A 16157-nucleotide genomic window follows, 5' to 3' on the forward strand; every position below is an offset into this window, starting at 1 on the left:
ATGAGCCCCCATCCGCAACCAGAACTCCGCAACCACACGCTAATGGTCACCGTATCGTCGAATGACGGCCGGCCTGTGCTGGACAGAAGAGCCTATGAAAGCCTGGCAAAGACCTTCCATGAAGCCGCCGACAATGAGGAGGTGCGCGTCGTCGTGCTGCGCGGCCTGTCAGGCTGCTTCTGCCTCGGCGGCGATTTCTCCGAGTTCCTCGACGCCACCAAGCACCAGAAGCTGATCGCCGCCGTCACCGATCTGTTTCGCACGCTGGCGACGTTCCCCAAGCCGATCCTTGCCTGCGTCGATGGCGATGCCGTCGGTGTCGGCTGCACGATCCTGTTCCATTGCGACATGGTGATCGCGTCCGATCAAAGCACGTTCCGGGTGCCGTTCGTCGATTTCGGCCTGGTCCCGGATGCCGCGACCAGCATCCTGGCGCCGCAGAAACTCGGCTATGCCGGTGCTTTCCGCTTCTTCTGCCTCGGCGACACACTTCGCGCCGAGGATGCCAGGGCGCTCGGCCTCGTCGCCGAGATCGTGCCGGGCGGCAGCGTCGAGGACGCGGCCCTCGGCCGGGCGAGACAGCTTGTCAAGAAGCCGGTCGCCGCCTTGCTGCAGACGCGCGGCCTGCTCAAGGGCAACACCGGCGCGCTGTGCGACCGTATCGATCAGGAGATTTCGCTTTTCCAGCAGGCGCTGCAGGACGACACCACGCTGCGGCGATTGCAGCGCATAGCCCGGCTGGTGGCTTGAACGGTCCGACCGAAAGGCGTCGATGACGAACGCGCCGCGCGGCCTCTGGCTGCGCGGCGCAAAAGACGTCAGTCTTGCTTTCCTAGAAACGACGGCCCTTCGCCGATGATCTTCTTGTCTTCCTTGCCGATGATGTCGAGATCGCGCCCGTCATAGGGTAGCGACAGGAGGATGCGCCGAATGACCCCGAGCCGCGCGCGCCGCTTGTCATTGGCTCGTATGATGATCCACGGCGCGAATTCCTTGTGGGTGCGCTCGAACATGGTGTCGCGGACCTTGGTGTAGTCGTCCCACTTGGTGATGCCGGCAACGTCGATCGGCGAAAACTTCCAGCTTTTCAGCGGGCTGAAGCGGCGATCGTGAAAGCGCTCGAGCTGCGTCTCCCGCCCGATGTTCAGCCAGAATTTGAAGAAGTGGATGCCCTCATTGGCGATCATCCGTTCGAAATGCGGTGTCTCGTCGAGAAACTGCTCGTGCTGCTGCGGCGTGCAAAAACCCATCACCGGCTCGACGCCGGCGCGGTTGTACCAGGAGCGGTCGAAGGTGAGGAACTCACCCGATGTCGGGAAATGGTCGACATAGCGCTGGAAGTACCATTGCCCCTGCTCTGTCGGGGTCGGCTTGGTCAGCGCCACGTTGCGCGCGGTACGAGGGTTGAGGTATTGGCGCAGCACGAAGATCGTGCCGCCCTTGCCGGCGGCGTCGCGGCCCTCGAACAGCGCCATCACCCGTTTGCCGGTGGACTGCAGCCACGCCTGCGCCTTGACCAGCTCGATCTGCAATTTCTCGAGCGTCTCGTCATACTCCTCGCTTTTCATCTTCTTGTCGTAGGGGTAACCGCCGGCGGTCAGCTTGTTGTCCTCGACCCAGTCGGGAAGCACGGGATTTTCAATATCGAACTCCCGCTCCTTGCCGCCGATCCTGATCTTCAGCGGACCCGAAGTCGGAGCGGCGGGAGTTTCCTTAGCTTTTTTCATCGAGACGAACCCTTTTCTGCTTCCGGACTCATGCTATTGGGAGCCACTACAGCACTTTTGATTTTGCGCATGATCCTTTCAGAAAATCGATTCCGATTTTCTGGGTCATGCGTTAGACCGGTCGCGCGGAAGTTTCCGTCGCCGGTCGACCGGGTGCGAGGCAAGGGTGCGGGCGCGCGAGCGAATGGCTGACCTGGACGCAGAGCAGAGTGGCATGGCGCAAGGCCTGGCGGTCCGGCTGTGGAGCAGCCGCTGGCTGCTGATCGCCGGCGTCGTCGCGATTCTCGGCGTGTATGCCTTGGCCGCGATATCCGGCTTTGTCGTCCTTGCGGCGCTGGCGCTGCTGCTCGCAGCGGCAATGCTGCCGGTCACAGGCACGCGCCAATCGGCCGAGAGTGCCGCGGCGATCGAGGCAATAGGCCTGCAACGGCTCTCCGGCGAATATCTTGCGGCCGCGGTCGCCGATCCGCTGATCATCTTCGACCGGACCGCCACCATCGTCCACGCCAATGCCGCCGCTTTCGCCGCCTTCGGCGGGATCGCGCCCGGTCTGTCGCTGTCGTTGAAATTCCGGGCGCCGGAAATGCAGGCTCTGCTGGACGGCGTGCTGTCGGGCGATGTCGCCTCTGACGTCGTCGACTATACGGAGAAGCTGCCGGTCGAACGGGCTTACCGGGTGAGTGCCTCCTCGGTCGGCCACGGCACCGATCTTTATGTGCTGGTGTTCAAGGACCAGAGCGAAGCGCGCAGGATCGACCGCATGCGCGCCGATTTCATAGCCAATGCCAGCCACGAACTGCGCACGCCGCTCGCCTCGATCTCCGGCTTTATCGAAACGCTGCGCGGACCGGCCCGCAACGACCCGGCGGCGCGCGACCAGTTCCTGCAGATCATGCAGAGCCAGACCGGGCGCATGGCGCGCCTAATCGATGATTTGTTGTCGCTGTCGCGGCTCGAGATGAAGCCCTATCTAAAGCCGGGAACCGAGGTCGACCTGCGCGAGACGGTCGACAGCGTTATCGATTCGCTCGGACCGCTGGCCAGGGAAAACAGCGTTGTCATTGAACGGGATTACGCCGACGGCCCGCTTGACGTGCCGGGGGATCGAGACGAGCTCTTCCAGGTTTTCGAGAACCTCCTGGAAAACGCCTGCAAGTACGGGCAGTCGGGCGGCCGCGTGGTGGTGTCGATCGCGCGCGGCGATCCCGGCTCGGAGCCAGGCATCGACGTGAGCATAAGGGACTTTGGCCCCGGCATTCCCGAGGAACACATTCCGCGCATCACCGAGCGCTTCTATCGCGTCGATGTCGAGACCAGTCGCACCCAGAAGGGAACCGGCCTCGGTCTGTCGATCGTCAAGCATATCCTGACACGCCACAACGGCCGGCTTTCGATCAAGTCCGAGTTCGGCAATGGCGCTGCCTTCTCGGTTCATTTGCCGACGCACTGATACTGCCCTAGTTTTCCACGGGACCGTTTCTTTTTTCTGTCATCCGGCTAGCGTATCAGCGGGGATTCGAGGAAACGACTCAAAAACAAGACACCCCGTGGGAAGGCATTTCGCCATGCAGTCCGTGCATATCATGAGCGCCTATGACGAGGAGCTGAAATATCTGTCGAAGCGCATCGCCGCGATGGGCGGCCATGCCGAGCGTATGGTCGAACAGGCGGTTGCCGCCCTCGTCAATGCCGACCCCGGCCTCGCCCAGAAGGTCATCCGCGACGATGCAGTGCTCGATGAAGGGCAACGCGAAATCGACGACAAGGCGATCATCATCATCGCCAAGCGCCAGCCGATGGCGACGGACCTGCGCGAGATCGTCGGCGCCATCCGCATTTCCGCCGACCTCGAACGGGTCGGCGACCTCGGCAAGAACGTCGCCAAGCGTGTGGGCGCCGTCACTGACGGACGCCAGCCGACCAGCCTGTTCCGTGGCCTAGAGGCCCTGGCCAACCTGGCGCTGACCCAGCTCAAGGAAGTGCTCGACGTCTACGCATCGCGCTCGGTCGACAAGATCGGCTTCGTGCGCGACCGCGACGACCAGATCGACGCCATGTACACGTCGCTGTTCCGCGAATTGCTGACCTACATGATGGAAGATCCGCGCAACATCACGCCGTGCACGCATCTGCTGTTTTGCGCCAAGAACATCGAGCGCATCGGCGATCACGCCACCAACATCGCCGAGACCATCTACTACATCGTCACCGGCGAGCAGATGCCGGCCGAGCGGCCGAAGGGCGACAAGACCGACAAGATCAGCCTTTCCGCGACGCCTCCGGTTAATTGAACGGTCGCACTCTCGAACCATCATCCGAATTGCGCTAGACTTTCCAGGCTTTCCTGTATCCTCGTCCGTGGATTTGCTTCGGGAGGTTGTGATGGAAAATGTTCGGAACCTGACTCCGGCGCCTGCGCCGACCTCCGGCATTATCGCTTGCGGTGTCTACACGGCTGGGCGTCGCATCGCAGACATTCCCATCGAGGAGGCCGGCGAATGGGCAAAAAAAACCGGTCATGTCGTCTGGATTGGCCTGCTCGAGCCCGACCGCAACCTGCTGCTTCGCGTCCAGGCGCAGTTTCACCTGCATGAACTGGCGATCGAGGACGCCGAGCACCCGCACCAGCGACCGAAGATCGAGCAATATGGCGACGCCTTGTTCATCGTCGCCCGCACCGCGCAGCTGATCGACGGCCGGGTCACCTTCGGCGAGACCCATTTGTTCGTCGGCAGCGGCTACATCGTCAGCGTCAGGCATGGCCCGTCCACGTCCTATGCCGCCGTGCGTCAGCATTGGGAAAGCTGCCCGCATTCGCTGGCCAAGGGCGAGGATTTCGTCCTCTACGCCATTCTCGATTTCATCGTCGACAACTACATGCCCGTGCTCGAGCAGATCGAGGACGAGGTCGAACTGATCGAGGACAGGGTCCTGCTGAAGCCGATGACAGGTCCCGACATCGAGCGGCTCTATATGCTGCGCCGCGATCTTTTGCGCTTGCGCAATGCGGCACTTCCGCTTGTCGAAGTCTGCCGCCGACTAACCAGTGCCGACCTGCCACAGATCCACACGGCCATGCATCCGCTGTTTCGTGACGTGACCGACCATATCCGCACCGTGCAGGAAAAGATCGACAGTCTGCGCGAGGTGCTGGCGTTTGCTTTCGAGGCCAGCCTTCTGGTCGGCCAGAGCCAGGAAACGGCGATCTCCAAGAAGCTAGCCTCCTGGGCCGCCATCCTGGCGGTACCGACGGCATTCGCCGGCATTTACGGCATGAATTTCAGCGACATGCCGGAATTGAAGATGGAATATGGCTACCCGGTGGTGCTGGCGACGATCGCGCTGATCTGCTCGTTTCTCTACTGGCGCTTTCGCAAGAATGGCTGGCTGTGAAGAAGAGGGCAGTAGGGCAGTAGGGCAGTAGGACGGCATTTCGCAAGCGTGACTTTCCGCACACCTACTGCCGTATTGCCTTACTCCCCTATTCCCTTCTCTCTTATCGACTCCGCCGCCGCTCCGATGCCGGCTGGAACGCCACGCGGGCATGGTACTTGCAGTAGGGACCGGTTTCGGCGGCTTCGTTGCCGCAGAAATTGAAGTCCTCCGAAAGCGGATCGCCGTTCGGCCATTTGCAGGTCCGCTCGGTCAGCTCGACGAGCTGCAGATGCCGTGAGATCGGCACCACGACATTCTCGACCGGGCGGATGTAGTGGCGTGCCACCGGTTCGGCGTCGAACTGCGTCTGCAATGCCGTTGCGCCGATCGATGTCGTGACATGACGGACCGTGCTTGCGGCGCGCGACACCGATTTCTGAACCGTCGATCCCTGCGCCGCCTTCTTCTGGCGTGCCGGTGTGGCGGTCGACCGCCCGCGGCCCGACAGTTTCAGCCGGTGCACCTTACCGATGACCGCATTGCGGCTGACCCCACCAAGCTGCGCAGCAATCTGGCTTGCGCTCAGACCCTCGGACCACAGTTTTCTGAGAAGTTCTACCCGCTCGTCAGTCCAGTTCATGAGACCGCTCCTGCTAAGCGTGCGGCAATCGGAATCCACTCCCGGCCCGGCAACATTTGCCGGGGCAGACACCACATATATCTGGTGATTAGGTCCGCCGCACGAAATCTAGTTATTTCTTGACTACAACTACTCTATGCGCTGACTCGGTGACAAGAGTCCCAAGTGCAACACGAATCGGTTTTTTAGGTTTTCCCCAACTTGCCCGGTCGCTCGTGAGCCGGCGTTGCGTCGGAGGGCTTGCCGCGGGGCACTACGCGACGTTTTCGTTGACTTCATGGCCGAAAAACACGATAAGCCGCACAGGCCGCCGCTTTGGCGGCTTTTTTGATTTTCCGGTACCGGAGACGCATATAATGAGCGGTTCGGCGCTTTACGAGACCTTTGCTCGCGCTCCCCTGGCCTTCGACCACGGGGAAGGCACCTGGCTGGTTACCGACAAAGGCGAGCGATATCTCGATTTCGCCGGCGGCATCGCCGTCAATTCGCTGGGCCACAGCCATCCGCATCTGGTCGCCGCACTCACCGAGCAAGCCGCAAAGCTTTGGCATGTCTCCAATCTCTACGAGATTCCGGGCCAAAGCCGGCTCGGCGAGCGGCTGGTGGACGCCACCTTCGCCGACAAGGTGTTCTTCACCAACTCCGGCGCCGAGGCGCTGGAATGCGCGATCAAGACGGCGCGGCGCTACCATTTCGTCAAGGGCCATCCCGAACGCTTCCGCGTCATCACCTTCGAGGGGGCCTTCCATGGCCGCACGCTGGCGACCATCGCGGCGGGCGGTCAGTACAAGTACCTTGAAGGGTTTGGACCCAAGGTCGAGGGTTTCGACCAGGTCGGCTTCGATGACATCGATGCGGCCGAAAACGCGATCACGCCAGAGACCGCGGCGATCCTGATCGAACCGGTACAGGGCGAGGGCGGCATCCGCCCGGTGCCGACGCAGTCGCTGAAGCGGCTCAGGCAGTTGTGCGAACAGCACGGCCTGCTGCTGATCTACGACGAGGTCCAGTGCGGCATCGGCCGGACCGGCAAGCTGTTCGCGCATGAATGGTCCGGCGTCACGCCCGACATCATGGCGATCGCCAAGGGCATTGGCGGCGGCTTCCCGATGGGCGCCTGCCTTGCCACGGATGAGGCGGCCATTGGCATGACGTCCGGCGTGCATGGCACCACTTTCGGCGGCAACCCGCTGGCCATGGCGGTCGGCAACGCGGTGCTCGACGTGGTGCTGGAAGACGGCTTCCTCGAAGATGTCCAGCGTAAGGCGTTGCTGATGAAGCAGGGGCTGGCGGCGGTCGCCGACGAGTTTCCCGAGGTCATCGAGGACATCAGGGGCACTGGGCTGATGCTCGGTCTCAAGTGCGCCATGCCCAACACCAAGGTGAACATGGCATTGCGCGACCAGCACCTGCTGGCGGTTCCGGCCGGCGACAACGTCATTCGCCTGTTGCCGCCGCTCACTGTCACTGATGCCGAGATCCACGACGCGCTCAACCGCATCCGCGCCGGCGCCAAGGGCCTGGCGGAGGCGATCGACGCCGCCGCCGCGAAGTAATCCCGGAACCATTGCTGATGTCAGTTCGCCATTTCACCGATCTTTCCGCCGTTTCCGAAGGCGATCTGCGCTTCATGCTTGACGATGCGGTGGTGCGAAAGGCCCGTCTCAAGGCTGGCGAGCGCACCAGGCCGCTCGAAGGCAAGGTGCTGGCGATGATCTTCGACAAGCCCTCGACGCGCACCCGCGTGTCCTTCGACGTCGGCATGCGCCAGCTCGGCGGCGAAACCATCATGCTGACCGGCACCGAGATGCAGCTCGGCCGTTCCGAGACCATTGCCGACACCGCCAAGGTGCTGTCGCGCTATGTCGACGCGATCATGATCCGCACCACCTCGCATGAGCGGCTGCTCGAACTGACCGAGAACGCCACCGTTCCGGTCATCAATGGACTGACTGACGACACCCATCCCTGCCAGCTGATGGCCGATATCATGACCTTCGAGGAGCATCGCGGTCCGGTTGCCGGCAAGACCATCGCCTGGACCGGCGACGGCAACAATGTGCTGCATTCGCTGCTCGAGGCCTCGGCGCGGTTCCGCTTCAACCTCAACGTCGCCGTGCCCGAAGGCAGCGAGCCGGAGCAGAAGCATATCGACTGGTCGCAGGCGCATGGCGGCAAGCTGCACTTCACCCGCTCGCCCGAGGAAGCCGTCGACCAGGCCGACTGCGTCGTCACCGATTGCTGGGTGTCGATGGGCCAGGAGCATCGGGCCCGCGGCCACAACGTGTTCTCGCCCTACCAGGTCAATGCCAAGCTGATGGCGAAGGCCAAGCCGGAGGCGCTGTTCATGCACTGCCTGCCGGCGCACCGCGGCGAGGAAGTGACCGACGAGGTCATTGACGGGCCGCATTCGGTGGTCTTCGACGAGGCCGAGAACCGCCTCCATGCCCAGAAGGCCGTGCTCGCCTGGTGTCTCGGCGCTTGATCTCTGGGGGTGTGATGCCTATTTGCGCCGCATCACGCAAATCAAGCGCGTTTCGAAGCATGCGCCCTCCAGGGCGGCATGGCCGCGCCCTGGAGCATTGTCATGTTGGAAACCTATCAAGTGACTGAACATCACCCCAAACTCGGCGAATTCGGCTACGCCGGCGACGATCACGTCGTGCCCTTCGAGGTCGGCCCGCTCGATGTGCGCGGCCGCACCGTCCAGCTCGGACCGATGCTCGACGCCATCCTCGGCCGTCACGACTATCCCGAGCCGGTCGCCCGCCTGCTGGCGGAAGCCTGCGTGCTGACGGTGCTGCTCGGCACCTCGCTGAAGTTCGAGGGCAAGTTCATTTTGCAGACCCGCACCGACGGGCCGGTCGACATGCTGGTGGCGGATTTTTCCACGCCCTCGGCACTGCGCGCCTATGCCCGCTTCGATGCAGACCGGCTCGAGGCGCTGGTCGCGGCCGGCGAAACGTCTCAGCAGACGCTGCTCGGCAGCGGCGTGCTGGCGCTGACCATCGACCAGGGTGCTCACACGCAGCGCTATCAGGGCATCGTCCAGCTCGATGGCGAAACGCTGGAAGACGCGGCCCGCACCTATTTCCGCCAGTCGGAGCAGATTCCGACCGATATCAGGCTTTCGGTGGCCAAGCTGCTGACGCCTGGCGTCGGCGGCGCTCGCGAGCAGTGGCGTGCCGGTGGCATCCTGGCGCAGTTCCTGCCGCAGTCGCCCGAGCGCATGCGCGTTCCGGACCTGCCGGGCGGCGATGGCGATCCGCGCGAGGAGATCCACGATCCGGCCGACAATTCCTGGCAGGAGCTGCTGGCACTGCTCGGCACCATCGAGCCGACCGAACTGATCGACCCGACGATCGGCGCCGAGCGGCTGCTGTACAGGCTGTTCCACGAGCATGGCGTGCGTGTCTTCGGCGGCGTACCGGTTGCCGACCAGTGCTCATGCTCAAGGGACAAGATCCGTGGCATCCTCGAGGGCTTCTCGGCGCAGGAGATCAAGGACAGCACCGAAGACGGCGGCATCCACGTCGCCTGCGAATTCTGCTCGAAGCAATATGACTTCGATCCGGCGGAATTTGCGGCGGCCCAGTAGAGAACGCGCCTCACCGGCTGCTTGGCGGCCGGTGAGGCGAAGCTAATTCACCGTCCGCCGCGTCCCCGGCAGATCGAGCGAGAAGGCGGGGATGGCGATGTCGAACGTCTCGCCCCGCTTGTTGCGCATCGTGTAGTGCCCGACCATGATGCCGGACGGTGTCGAAAGCGGGCAACCGGACGTGTATTGATAGCTGTCGCCGGGATTGAGTTCGGGCTGGTCGCCGACGACGCCGGGACCGCGCACCTCCTCGACCCTTCCGGCGCCGTCGGTGATGTGCCAATAGCGCGACAACAGCTGCACGAACTCATCCGACTGGTTGTCGATCGTTATCTGATAGCCCCAGACATAGCGGTTCTCCGACGGGTCCGAACGGTCCTCCAGATAGAACGGCCTGACCTGCACTTCGATGTTGCGCGTCACGGCGCGGTACATAAGCGGCTCCAAAACAATCCAGGTCGAACTGTCCTCGCTCCGGGCGAGCAGGTCAACGTGCGCGTCTTGTCGCGCCCGGCCTGAAAGGCAGGTGCCGACAAAGAATGTCATTTAAGTGACACATGACAATGGTGGTGTGCACGAAGCGGGCGACTCGGCGCTCTGTCGAACTGTTGAAAACGGCCATCACGCGGGCCGTCTTTTCTGGAGTGGCCAGGTCTCGATGGAACTCACCCTCATAGCCGCCTCGCTTTCGGTAGCTCTCATCCTTTCAAACCTCGCCAGCATCCTGCTCGCCGCTTCGCGTCTGAAGCGCCACCGCACCATCGCGCCGCCGGCCGGCAAGCCGCTGCCGGTGTCGATTATCGTGCCATCGCGTGGCGTCGAGCCGTTCACGCAGGAGACGCTGGAGCGCGCCCTCTCGCTCGACTGGCCGCRCTATGAATTGGTCTTTTGCGTCGCCCATGCGGACGATCCGGTGGTCAGGCTGATCCGTGCCGCCATCGCCCGTTCTCCCAAGGTGCCGGCGCGGCTGCTGATCGGCGACGACCGTATCAGCGCCAATCCGAAACTCAACAATTGCGTCAAGGGTTGGGAGGCAGCGCGCCACGATTGGGTTGTCCTGGCCGATTCCAACGTGTTGATGCCGAGAGACTACGTGCAGCACCTGATGGCTGCATGGCGGCCCGACACCGGCCTTGTCTGCTCGACGCCGATAGGCTCGCGGCCCGCTGGCTTCTGGGCCGAGGTCGAATGCGCTTTCCTCAACACGCTGCAGGCGCGCTGGCAATATGCTGGCGAGGCGCTTGGCCTCGGCTTTGCCCAGGGCAAGAGCATGCTCTGGAACAAGCCGATGCTCGACGCCAGTGGTGGCATCCGTGCGCTCGCCGCCGAGATCGCCGAGGACGCTGCCGCGACCAAGCTGGTCAATGGCCTCGGCCTGCGCGTCAATCTCGTCGCCGCGCCCTTCGAGCAACCGCTCGGCCGGCGCACCTTTGACGAGATCTGGTCGCGTCAGGCCCGTTGGGCGCGCCTGCGCCGCGTCACCTTCCCATGGTTTTTCGCACCCGAAATCCTGACCGGGGCAGTGGTGCCGCTGGCACTCGCGCTGTTGGCGGCGGCAAGCGCCGGCGTCAGCCTCTGGGCAACCGCCATTGCCGTGCTGGCGGCCTTCTACCTTCCGGAATGCGCCCTGGCCGGGTCCAAGGGCTGGTACCTGTCATCGCGCATGGTCGCGGCGATCATGATGCGCGACCTGATCCTGCCGGCGATGTGGGCGCGCGGCTGGCTGGGTGGCGCCGTCGACTGGCGCGGCAACGCGATGACCATCACCAAGGCGGCCGAGCTGGAAGAGACGCCGTCCGGCGCCTGATAGCCAAAGGCCTTCTACTTGGCCGACTTCAGCGCCTGTTCGATGTCTTCCAGAAGATCGTCGGTATCCTCCAGGCCGACCGACAGCCTGAGCGTGCCCGGCCCGATGCCGAGTTCGGCACGCGCCTCGTCGCTCAGATTCTTGTGCGTCGTCGTCGCCGGATGGGTGATCAGGCTCTTGGCATCGCCGAGATTGTTGGAGATCAGCACGATGTCGAGCGCGTTCTGCAAGGCGAAGGCTGCCTGCTTGCCGCCCTTGACGTCTAGGCAGATCAGCGTCGAGCCGCCCGACATCTGCTTCTTGACGACGGCCGCCTGCGGGTGGTCGGCGCGGCCGGGATAGATGACGCGGGCGATTTCGGGCCGCTCGGCCAGGAAATCCGCGATCCTGCCTGCGCTTTCCGTCTGCTGGCGCACGCGCAGCGGCAGCGTCTCCAGCCCCTTCAGCAGCGTCCAGGCATTGAAAGGCGACAGGCTGGGACCGGTGTGGCGGAAATAGTCGTGCAGGTTCTCGTCGATCCACTTCTTGTCCGACAGGATGACGCCGCCGAGACAGCGGCCCTGGCCGTCAATATGCTTGGTCGCCGAGTAGACGACGATGTGCGCACCGAGCTGCAGCGGCTTCTGCTGCAGGGGCGTGGCAAAGACATTGTCGACGATCAGCCGCGCACCGATCGAATTGGCAAGCGCGGCAACCGCGGCGATATCGACCACTTCCAGCGTCGGGTTGGTCGGGCTTTCCAGGAAGAACAGCTTGGTGTTCGGCTTGACCGCTTTTTCCCAGTTGGCGATGTCGGTGCCGTCGACCAGCGTCGCCTCGATGCCATATTTCGGCGCCAGCGTCTCGACCACCCAGCGGCAGGAGCCGAACAGCGCGCGTGCTGCCACGATGTGATCGCCGGCCTTGGCGCTGCACAACAGCGAGGCCGTCACCGCGGCCATGCCGGATGCGGTGGCGCGCGCGTCCTCGGCGCCTTCGAGCGCGCACATGCGCTTTTCGAACATGTCGACGGTCGGGTTGGCGTAGCGCGAGTAGATGAATCCCGGCTCCTCGCCCTTGAAGCGGGCTTCGGCGGCCTGCGCCGTTTCGTAGACATAGCCCTGGGTCAGGTACATCGCCTCGGAGGTTTCGCCGAAACCGGAACGCAGGGTTCCGCTATGCACGAGTGTCGTTTGAGGCTTCCAGTTACGCTTCTTGGTGCTCATCGCTTTTGTTCCAGACACAAAAAAACCGGCCGCGAAAGTCGCAACCGGTCCATACGGCCTTGCGGCCCGACGGTCCTTTAGCGACTTGTTTAACGTGGCTGCAAGCCGACCGGCCAAATCACCACGGGATAACGACCCTTTAGACCCGCGCCACGCTTGCGTCAATTGCCGGCTTGATTAAGAGGTTTGTACCAAGCAGGTTCCGCAGCAGTGTTCCACGGTTTTGCGGCAAGAACCTGCGAACAGAAAATCGCCTGGCCCCAAGAATCGCCTGGCCTAGGAGTGGAGCCTTGCGGCAGACAGGCATTCTTCCCGATCAGGACATTTCGGCGCTGTTCCAGTCCGGCGCGCTGAAGTCGGCGCGCGCGTTCGATGCCGATCAGATCCAGCCGGCGAGCCTGGATCTGCGGCTCGGCGACAAGGCCTGGCGGGTGCGGGCCTCGTTCCTGCCGGGTCCCAACCACAAGGTTTCGGAAAAGCTCGACCGGTTGCAGCTGCACGAGATCAATCTTGCAGAGGGGGCGGTGCTGGAGACCGGCTGCGTCTATATCGTGCCCTTGCTTGAAAGCCTGGCATTGCCGGCGGACATTTCGGCCTCGGCCAATCCGAAGAGTTCGACCGGGCGGCTCGACATCTTCACCCGCGTCATGACAGATCGCGGACACGAGTTCGACAAGATCGCCGCCGGCTATCACGGCCCGCTCTATCTCGAGGTCAGCCCGCGCACCTTTCCGATCGTCGTGCGCACCGGTTCGCGTCTGTCCCAGATCCGTTTCCGCACCGGCAATGCACTGCTCTCGGAAGCCGAGCTGCATGACCTGCATCGCGCCGAGATGCTGGTCGCAACCGAGCCGCCGAACATTTCCGGCGGCGGCATCGCGCTGTCGATCGATCTTAACGGCGATCAGAACGGCCTGGTCGGCTATCGCGGCAAGCATCACACCGGTCTCGTCGATGTCGACAAGCGCGCGGCACAAGAGGTCGTCGACTTCTGGGAGCCGATCCACAAGAGCGGCGCCGGCGAACTGGTGCTCGATCCCGATGAATTCTACATCCTCGTCAGCCAGGAAGCGGTGCATGTGCCGCCGCTCTACGCCGCCGAGATGACGCCGTTTGATCCGCTGGTTGGCGAGTTCCGCGTCCACTATGCCGGCTTCTTCGATCCGGGTTTCGGCCATTCGGCGTCCGGCGGCACCGGCAGTCGCGCAGTGCTCGAAGTGCGCAGCCACGAAGTGCCGTTCATCCTCGACCATGGCCAGATCGTCGGCCGGCTGGTCTACGAGCATATGCTGAAGCGGCCGCAGGCGCTCTACGGCACCGATCTCGGCTCCAACTACCAGGCGCAAGGCCTGAAGCTGTCCAAGCATTTCCGCCCAGCGCGCTGAACCCAATTCCCGTCGGGCAATAGACTTGCCTGCGCTGGCTCGTCATGCTTGGCTGGCTTTCTGGCCGCCAAGCTGGCGGCGTTCAAGGGGAACCAAGAAAATGCGGATTTCAAAATGGATCATATCGGCAGCAGGTGCTGCCGTGTTGCTGATGGCGGCCGGCTCTCTGTCGGCGCAGGCTGCTGAGAAACTGAAGATCGGCACCGAGGGTGCCTATCCGCCGTTCAACACCATCACCCCGGACGGCAAGGTCGTCGGCTTCGATATCGACATCGCCAATGCGCTGTGCGCGCAGATGAAGGTCGAGTGCGAGATCGTCACCCAGGACTGGGACGGCATCATCCCCGCCCTGCAGGCCAAGAAATTCGATGCCATCATCGCCTCGATGAGCATCACCGAGGAGCGCAAGAAGCAGGTCTCCTTCACCAACAAATACTACACGACGCCACTCGCGCTGGTGGCGCCGAAGGATACCGAACTCACCTCGACCGAACCGGCAGCGCTTGCCGGCAAGACGGTCGGCGCCCAGGCTTCGACCACGCAGGCCGACTATGCCCAGAATGTCTACGGCAAGGCTGGCGCGGAGGCGAAACTCTACCCGACCCAGGAAGAGGCGATCACCGACCTGACGAACGGCCGTCTCGATGCCGTCATCTCTGACAAGTTCGTGCTGGTGGACTGGTTGAAGAAGGCAAGCGACGGCTGCTGCAAGCTTGTCGGCGACGTCAAGGGCACGGAGACCCAGGCCGGCATTGCCGTTCGCCTGGAAGACACCGCGCTGCGCGACAAGCTCAATGCGGCAATAGACGCCATCGTCGCCGACGGTACCTACAAGAAGATCCAGGCCAAGTACTTCGACTTCGATATTTATTGAGGTTGAACCCGACCGGGTCAGCCGCGAAAGAGATGCTCTTTCGCGGCGCCCAGACAGCCATGAAATTGGCCGACAAAGAGCAGTTCGCGTACGGCCAAGCGTTTCCTGCCCCAAAATCCTCTGGTCGGTTTCTCCTCATCGAGCGAGGCGCTTGAGCCGGACTTCAAAGGAAACAACTGCTTGTCGAGGCAACCGAGAATATGGGCCCTGGCGGAGTCGATACCGCAGGCCCTGGCATTGTCGTTCAGCCTGTCGCTGCGAAGCGCGGACGTTATACGATCCGTATTGCCCATCAGAAAGCCTACTTGTGCTTTCGAATAACCAGTTGCCAGAAGACGCTTCGTCATCGCCGAGTGGGCTTCACGGTAGAACTTGGCGCTGCACTGACCAGCGCTAAAGGCCACCGATGGCGGCTGGATCAGGAACAGGGCCAGGCCCGCGAACAAAATGACAAGCCGCATTCTGTTCATTTCCACGCCGCTATCTCAAAGCGCCTTCACCGCCACCTTCACCGGCTGCTCGATCTCGAGTGGGTTGCGCAGCGGCAGGCCAAAATCCTTGGCCTCGATTTCGAACACATCGCCAGCCTCGGTCTTGATGCCGTCGGCAAAGGACAGCGTCGCCGTTCCGAACATGTGCACATGCACGTCGCCTGGCTGGCGGAAAGCCGCATATTTGAAGTGGTGATGTTCGAGATTGGCGATGGTGTGCGACATGTTCGCTTCGCCAGACAGGAACGGCTTTTCCCACAGCACCTCGTTGTCGCGATAGATGCGTGAGCTGCCGCGGATGTCGGAGGGCAGGTCGCCGATCAGGATCTCCGGCCCGAACGAGGCGTTGCGCAGCTTGGAGTGGGCCAGGAACAGATAGTTCACGCGCTCGGTGACGTGGTCGGAAAACTCGTTCGACAGCGTGAAGCCGACGCGGAACGGCGCGCCGTCGTCGCCGATGACGTAAATGCCGGCCACTTCCGGCTCTTCGCCGGCGTCCTTGGCGAAGGCCGGTGACAGCAGTGCGGCGCCTGGCGCCACCGCCATCGTGCCGTTGCCCTTATAGAACCATTCCGGCTGCACACCGATCTGGCCTTTCGCAGGCTTGCCGCCCTCCAGCCCCATGCGGAACATCTTCATGGAATCGGTCAGCTGTTCATCGCCGTCGGCGCCGAGCTTCTTGTGCATGGAATCGCGCGTCGCGGCCGAGCCGAGATGCGTCAGTCCGGTGCCGGTCAGATGCAGGTGCGCCGGATCGGGGTGGTTGATCGGCGACAGCAGCCGCCCCTTCTTGTAGGCGGCATCGAGATCGATTGTCTCGCCAAGCCCCTTGCGTTCGATCAGCGCGACGAGCCCGACGCCGGTGCGGGCGGCCTCCATCGCCAGCGAATAGACGCTGCGCGCACCATTGATGATCCGGGTCTTGCCGCCGTTGCGGGCAACGACGCGGATGGTCTCGGCGTCATCGAGAATCTGGGAGATCAGCATGATGAATCCTCTCTCATTTGCCTTGGCAGGGGCTGCCGGGACGGCAAACCTTGCCCAGCGCGGCCAGG

16 protein-coding genes and 1 riboswitch are annotated in these 16157 nt (G+C 63.0%); of the genes, 10 read left to right on the forward strand and 6 right to left on the reverse strand.

Annotated features, from left to right (window positions below; translation table 11 throughout):
• Window positions 1-750, forward strand: coding sequence for an enoyl-CoA hydratase-related protein (locus AC1DZP_RS21340; protein WP_477305139.1), 750 nt, complete (start codon window positions 1-3; stop codon window positions 748-750).
• 68 nt (window positions 751-818) lie between these two features.
• On the opposite strand, the gene ppk2 is transcribed toward AC1DZP_RS21340, so the two are convergent.
• Window positions 819-1727: a polyphosphate kinase 2 gene (gene ppk2 / locus AC1DZP_RS21345; protein ID WP_477305141.1), complete on the reverse strand. Its 909-nt coding sequence runs from the start codon at window positions 1725-1727 to the stop codon at window positions 819-821.
• A 184-nt stretch (window positions 1728-1911) separates the two neighbouring features.
• On the opposite strand from ppk2, the gene AC1DZP_RS21350 reads away from it, so the two are divergent.
• From AC1DZP_RS21350 to AC1DZP_RS21360, 3 genes are all read left to right on the forward strand, one after another.
• Window positions 1912-3177, forward strand: a complete 1266-nt coding sequence (locus AC1DZP_RS21350; protein WP_477305143.1) for an ATP-binding protein — start codon at window positions 1912-1914, stop codon at window positions 3175-3177.
• 115 nt (window positions 3178-3292) lie between these two features.
• Window positions 3293-4018 carry a phosphate signaling complex protein PhoU gene (phoU, locus tag AC1DZP_RS21355; RefSeq protein ID WP_477225367.1) on the forward strand — a complete coding sequence of 242 codons (726 nt, stop codon included), beginning with the start codon at window positions 3293-3295 and terminating at the stop codon, window positions 4016-4018.
• A 91-nt stretch (window positions 4019-4109) separates the two neighbouring features.
• Entirely contained in the window at window positions 4110-5120 is a 1011-nt protein-coding gene (locus tag AC1DZP_RS21360) for a magnesium and cobalt transport protein CorA (RefSeq protein ID WP_095082303.1), read from the forward strand.
• Between the two features lie 103 nt (window positions 5121-5223).
• Here the strand turns inward: AC1DZP_RS21360 and AC1DZP_RS21365 are convergent, their stop codons facing one another.
• Window positions 5224-5742: a GcrA family cell cycle regulator gene (locus tag AC1DZP_RS21365; RefSeq protein WP_457152058.1), complete on the reverse strand. Its 519-nt coding sequence runs from the start codon at window positions 5740-5742 to the stop codon at window positions 5224-5226.
• Window positions 5743-6098: 356 nt separating this feature from the next.
• On the opposite strand from AC1DZP_RS21365, the gene AC1DZP_RS21370 reads away from it, so the two are divergent.
• From AC1DZP_RS21370 to AC1DZP_RS21380, 3 genes are all read left to right on the forward strand, one after another.
• Entirely contained in the window at window positions 6099-7298 is a 1200-nt protein-coding gene (locus AC1DZP_RS21370) for an acetylornithine transaminase (RefSeq protein WP_477305145.1), read from the forward strand.
• Between the two features lie 17 nt (window positions 7299-7315).
• Window positions 7316-8227, forward strand: a complete 912-nt coding sequence (gene argF, locus AC1DZP_RS21375; RefSeq protein ID WP_457152060.1) for an ornithine carbamoyltransferase — start codon at window positions 7316-7318, stop codon at window positions 8225-8227.
• A gap of 78 nt (window positions 8228-8305) precedes the next feature.
• Window positions 8306-9340: an Hsp33 family molecular chaperone gene (locus AC1DZP_RS21380; RefSeq protein ID WP_477305147.1), complete on the forward strand. Its 1035-nt coding sequence runs from the start codon at window positions 8306-8308 to the stop codon at window positions 9338-9340.
• Between the two features lie 42 nt (window positions 9341-9382).
• Here the strand turns inward: AC1DZP_RS21380 and apaG are convergent, their stop codons facing one another.
• A complete protein-coding gene (gene apaG, locus AC1DZP_RS21385) occupies window positions 9383-9775 on the reverse strand; it encodes a Co2+/Mg2+ efflux protein ApaG (RefSeq protein WP_010913396.1) in 393 nt (130 codons plus the stop codon).
• Between the two features lie 223 nt (window positions 9776-9998).
• On the opposite strand from apaG, the gene AC1DZP_RS21390 reads away from it, so the two are divergent.
• Window positions 9999-11147, forward strand: a complete 1149-nt coding sequence (locus AC1DZP_RS21390; protein ID WP_477305149.1) for a ceramide glucosyltransferase — start codon at window positions 9999-10001, stop codon at window positions 11145-11147.
• 14 nt (window positions 11148-11161) lie between these two features.
• On the opposite strand, the gene AC1DZP_RS21395 is transcribed toward AC1DZP_RS21390, so the two are convergent.
• Window positions 11162-12352, reverse strand: a complete 1191-nt coding sequence (locus tag AC1DZP_RS21395) for an O-succinylhomoserine sulfhydrylase (protein ID WP_477305151.1) — start codon at window positions 12350-12352, stop codon at window positions 11162-11164.
• Between the two features lie 57 nt (window positions 12353-12409).
• Window positions 12410-12487: riboswitch (SAM riboswitch) on the reverse strand.
• A gap of 155 nt (window positions 12488-12642) precedes the next feature.
• On the opposite strand from AC1DZP_RS21395, the gene AC1DZP_RS21400 reads away from it, so the two are divergent.
• Window positions 12643-13737, forward strand: coding sequence for a 2'-deoxycytidine 5'-triphosphate deaminase (locus tag AC1DZP_RS21400; RefSeq protein ID WP_095082272.1), 1095 nt, complete (start codon window positions 12643-12645; stop codon window positions 13735-13737).
• A gap of 100 nt (window positions 13738-13837) precedes the next feature.
• Window positions 13838-14611, forward strand: coding sequence for an ABC transporter substrate-binding protein (locus AC1DZP_RS21405; protein ID WP_095084265.1), 774 nt, complete (start codon window positions 13838-13840; stop codon window positions 14609-14611).
• A gap of 17 nt (window positions 14612-14628) precedes the next feature.
• Here the strand turns inward: AC1DZP_RS21405 and AC1DZP_RS21410 are convergent, their stop codons facing one another.
• Window positions 14629-15072 (reverse strand): hypothetical protein, encoded by a 444-nt coding sequence (locus AC1DZP_RS21410; RefSeq protein ID WP_477305153.1) that lies wholly within the window; start codon window positions 15070-15072, stop codon window positions 14629-14631.
• 24 nt (window positions 15073-15096) lie between these two features.
• Window positions 15097-16089: an AraD1 family protein gene (gene araD1 / locus AC1DZP_RS21415; RefSeq protein ID WP_477305155.1), complete on the reverse strand. Its 993-nt coding sequence runs from the start codon at window positions 16087-16089 to the stop codon at window positions 15097-15099.
• Between the last annotated feature and the right edge of the window lie 68 nt (window positions 16090-16157).

This window comes from Mesorhizobium sp. P2_F8, from assembly GCF_056403655.1.

Coding starts and splice junctions, on each gene's coding strand:
- araD1 (WP_477305155.1), bottom strand. CDS start 16,089: ATGCTGATCTCCCAGATTCTCGATGACGCCGAGACCATCCGCGTCGTT.
- AC1DZP_RS21365 (WP_457152058.1), bottom strand. CDS start 5,742: ATGAACTGGACTGACGAGCGGGTAGAACTTCTCAGAAAACTGTGGTCC.
- AC1DZP_RS21405 (WP_095084265.1), top strand. CDS start 13,838: ATGCGGATTTCAAAATGGATCATATCGGCAGCAGGTGCTGCCGTGTTG.
- phoU (WP_477225367.1), top strand. CDS start 3,293: ATGCAGTCCGTGCATATCATGAGCGCCTATGACGAGGAGCTGAAATAT.
- ppk2 (WP_477305141.1), bottom strand. CDS start 1,727: ATGAAAAAAGCTAAGGAAACTCCCGCCGCTCCGACTTCGGGTCCGCTG.
- AC1DZP_RS21370 (WP_477305145.1), top strand. CDS start 6,099: ATGAGCGGTTCGGCGCTTTACGAGACCTTTGCTCGCGCTCCCCTGGCC.
- argF (WP_457152060.1), top strand. CDS start 7,316: ATGTCAGTTCGCCATTTCACCGATCTTTCCGCCGTTTCCGAAGGCGAT.
- apaG (WP_010913396.1), bottom strand. CDS start 9,775: ATGTACCGCGCCGTGACGCGCAACATCGAAGTGCAGGTCAGGCCGTTC.
- AC1DZP_RS21410 (WP_477305153.1), bottom strand. CDS start 15,072: ATGCGGCTTGTCATTTTGTTCGCGGGCCTGGCCCTGTTCCTGATCCAG.
- AC1DZP_RS21395 (WP_477305151.1), bottom strand. CDS start 12,352: ATGAGCACCAAGAAGCGTAACTGGAAGCCTCAAACGACACTCGTGCAT.
- AC1DZP_RS21360 (WP_095082303.1), top strand. CDS start 4,110: ATGGAAAATGTTCGGAACCTGACTCCGGCGCCTGCGCCGACCTCCGGC.
- AC1DZP_RS21350 (WP_477305143.1), top strand. CDS start 1,912: ATGGCTGACCTGGACGCAGAGCAGAGTGGCATGGCGCAAGGCCTGGCG.
- AC1DZP_RS21380 (WP_477305147.1), top strand. CDS start 8,306: ATGGCCGCGCCCTGGAGCATTGTCATGTTGGAAACCTATCAAGTGACT.
- AC1DZP_RS21340 (WP_477305139.1), top strand. CDS start 1: ATGAGCCCCCATCCGCAACCAGAACTCCGCAACCACACGCTAATGGTC.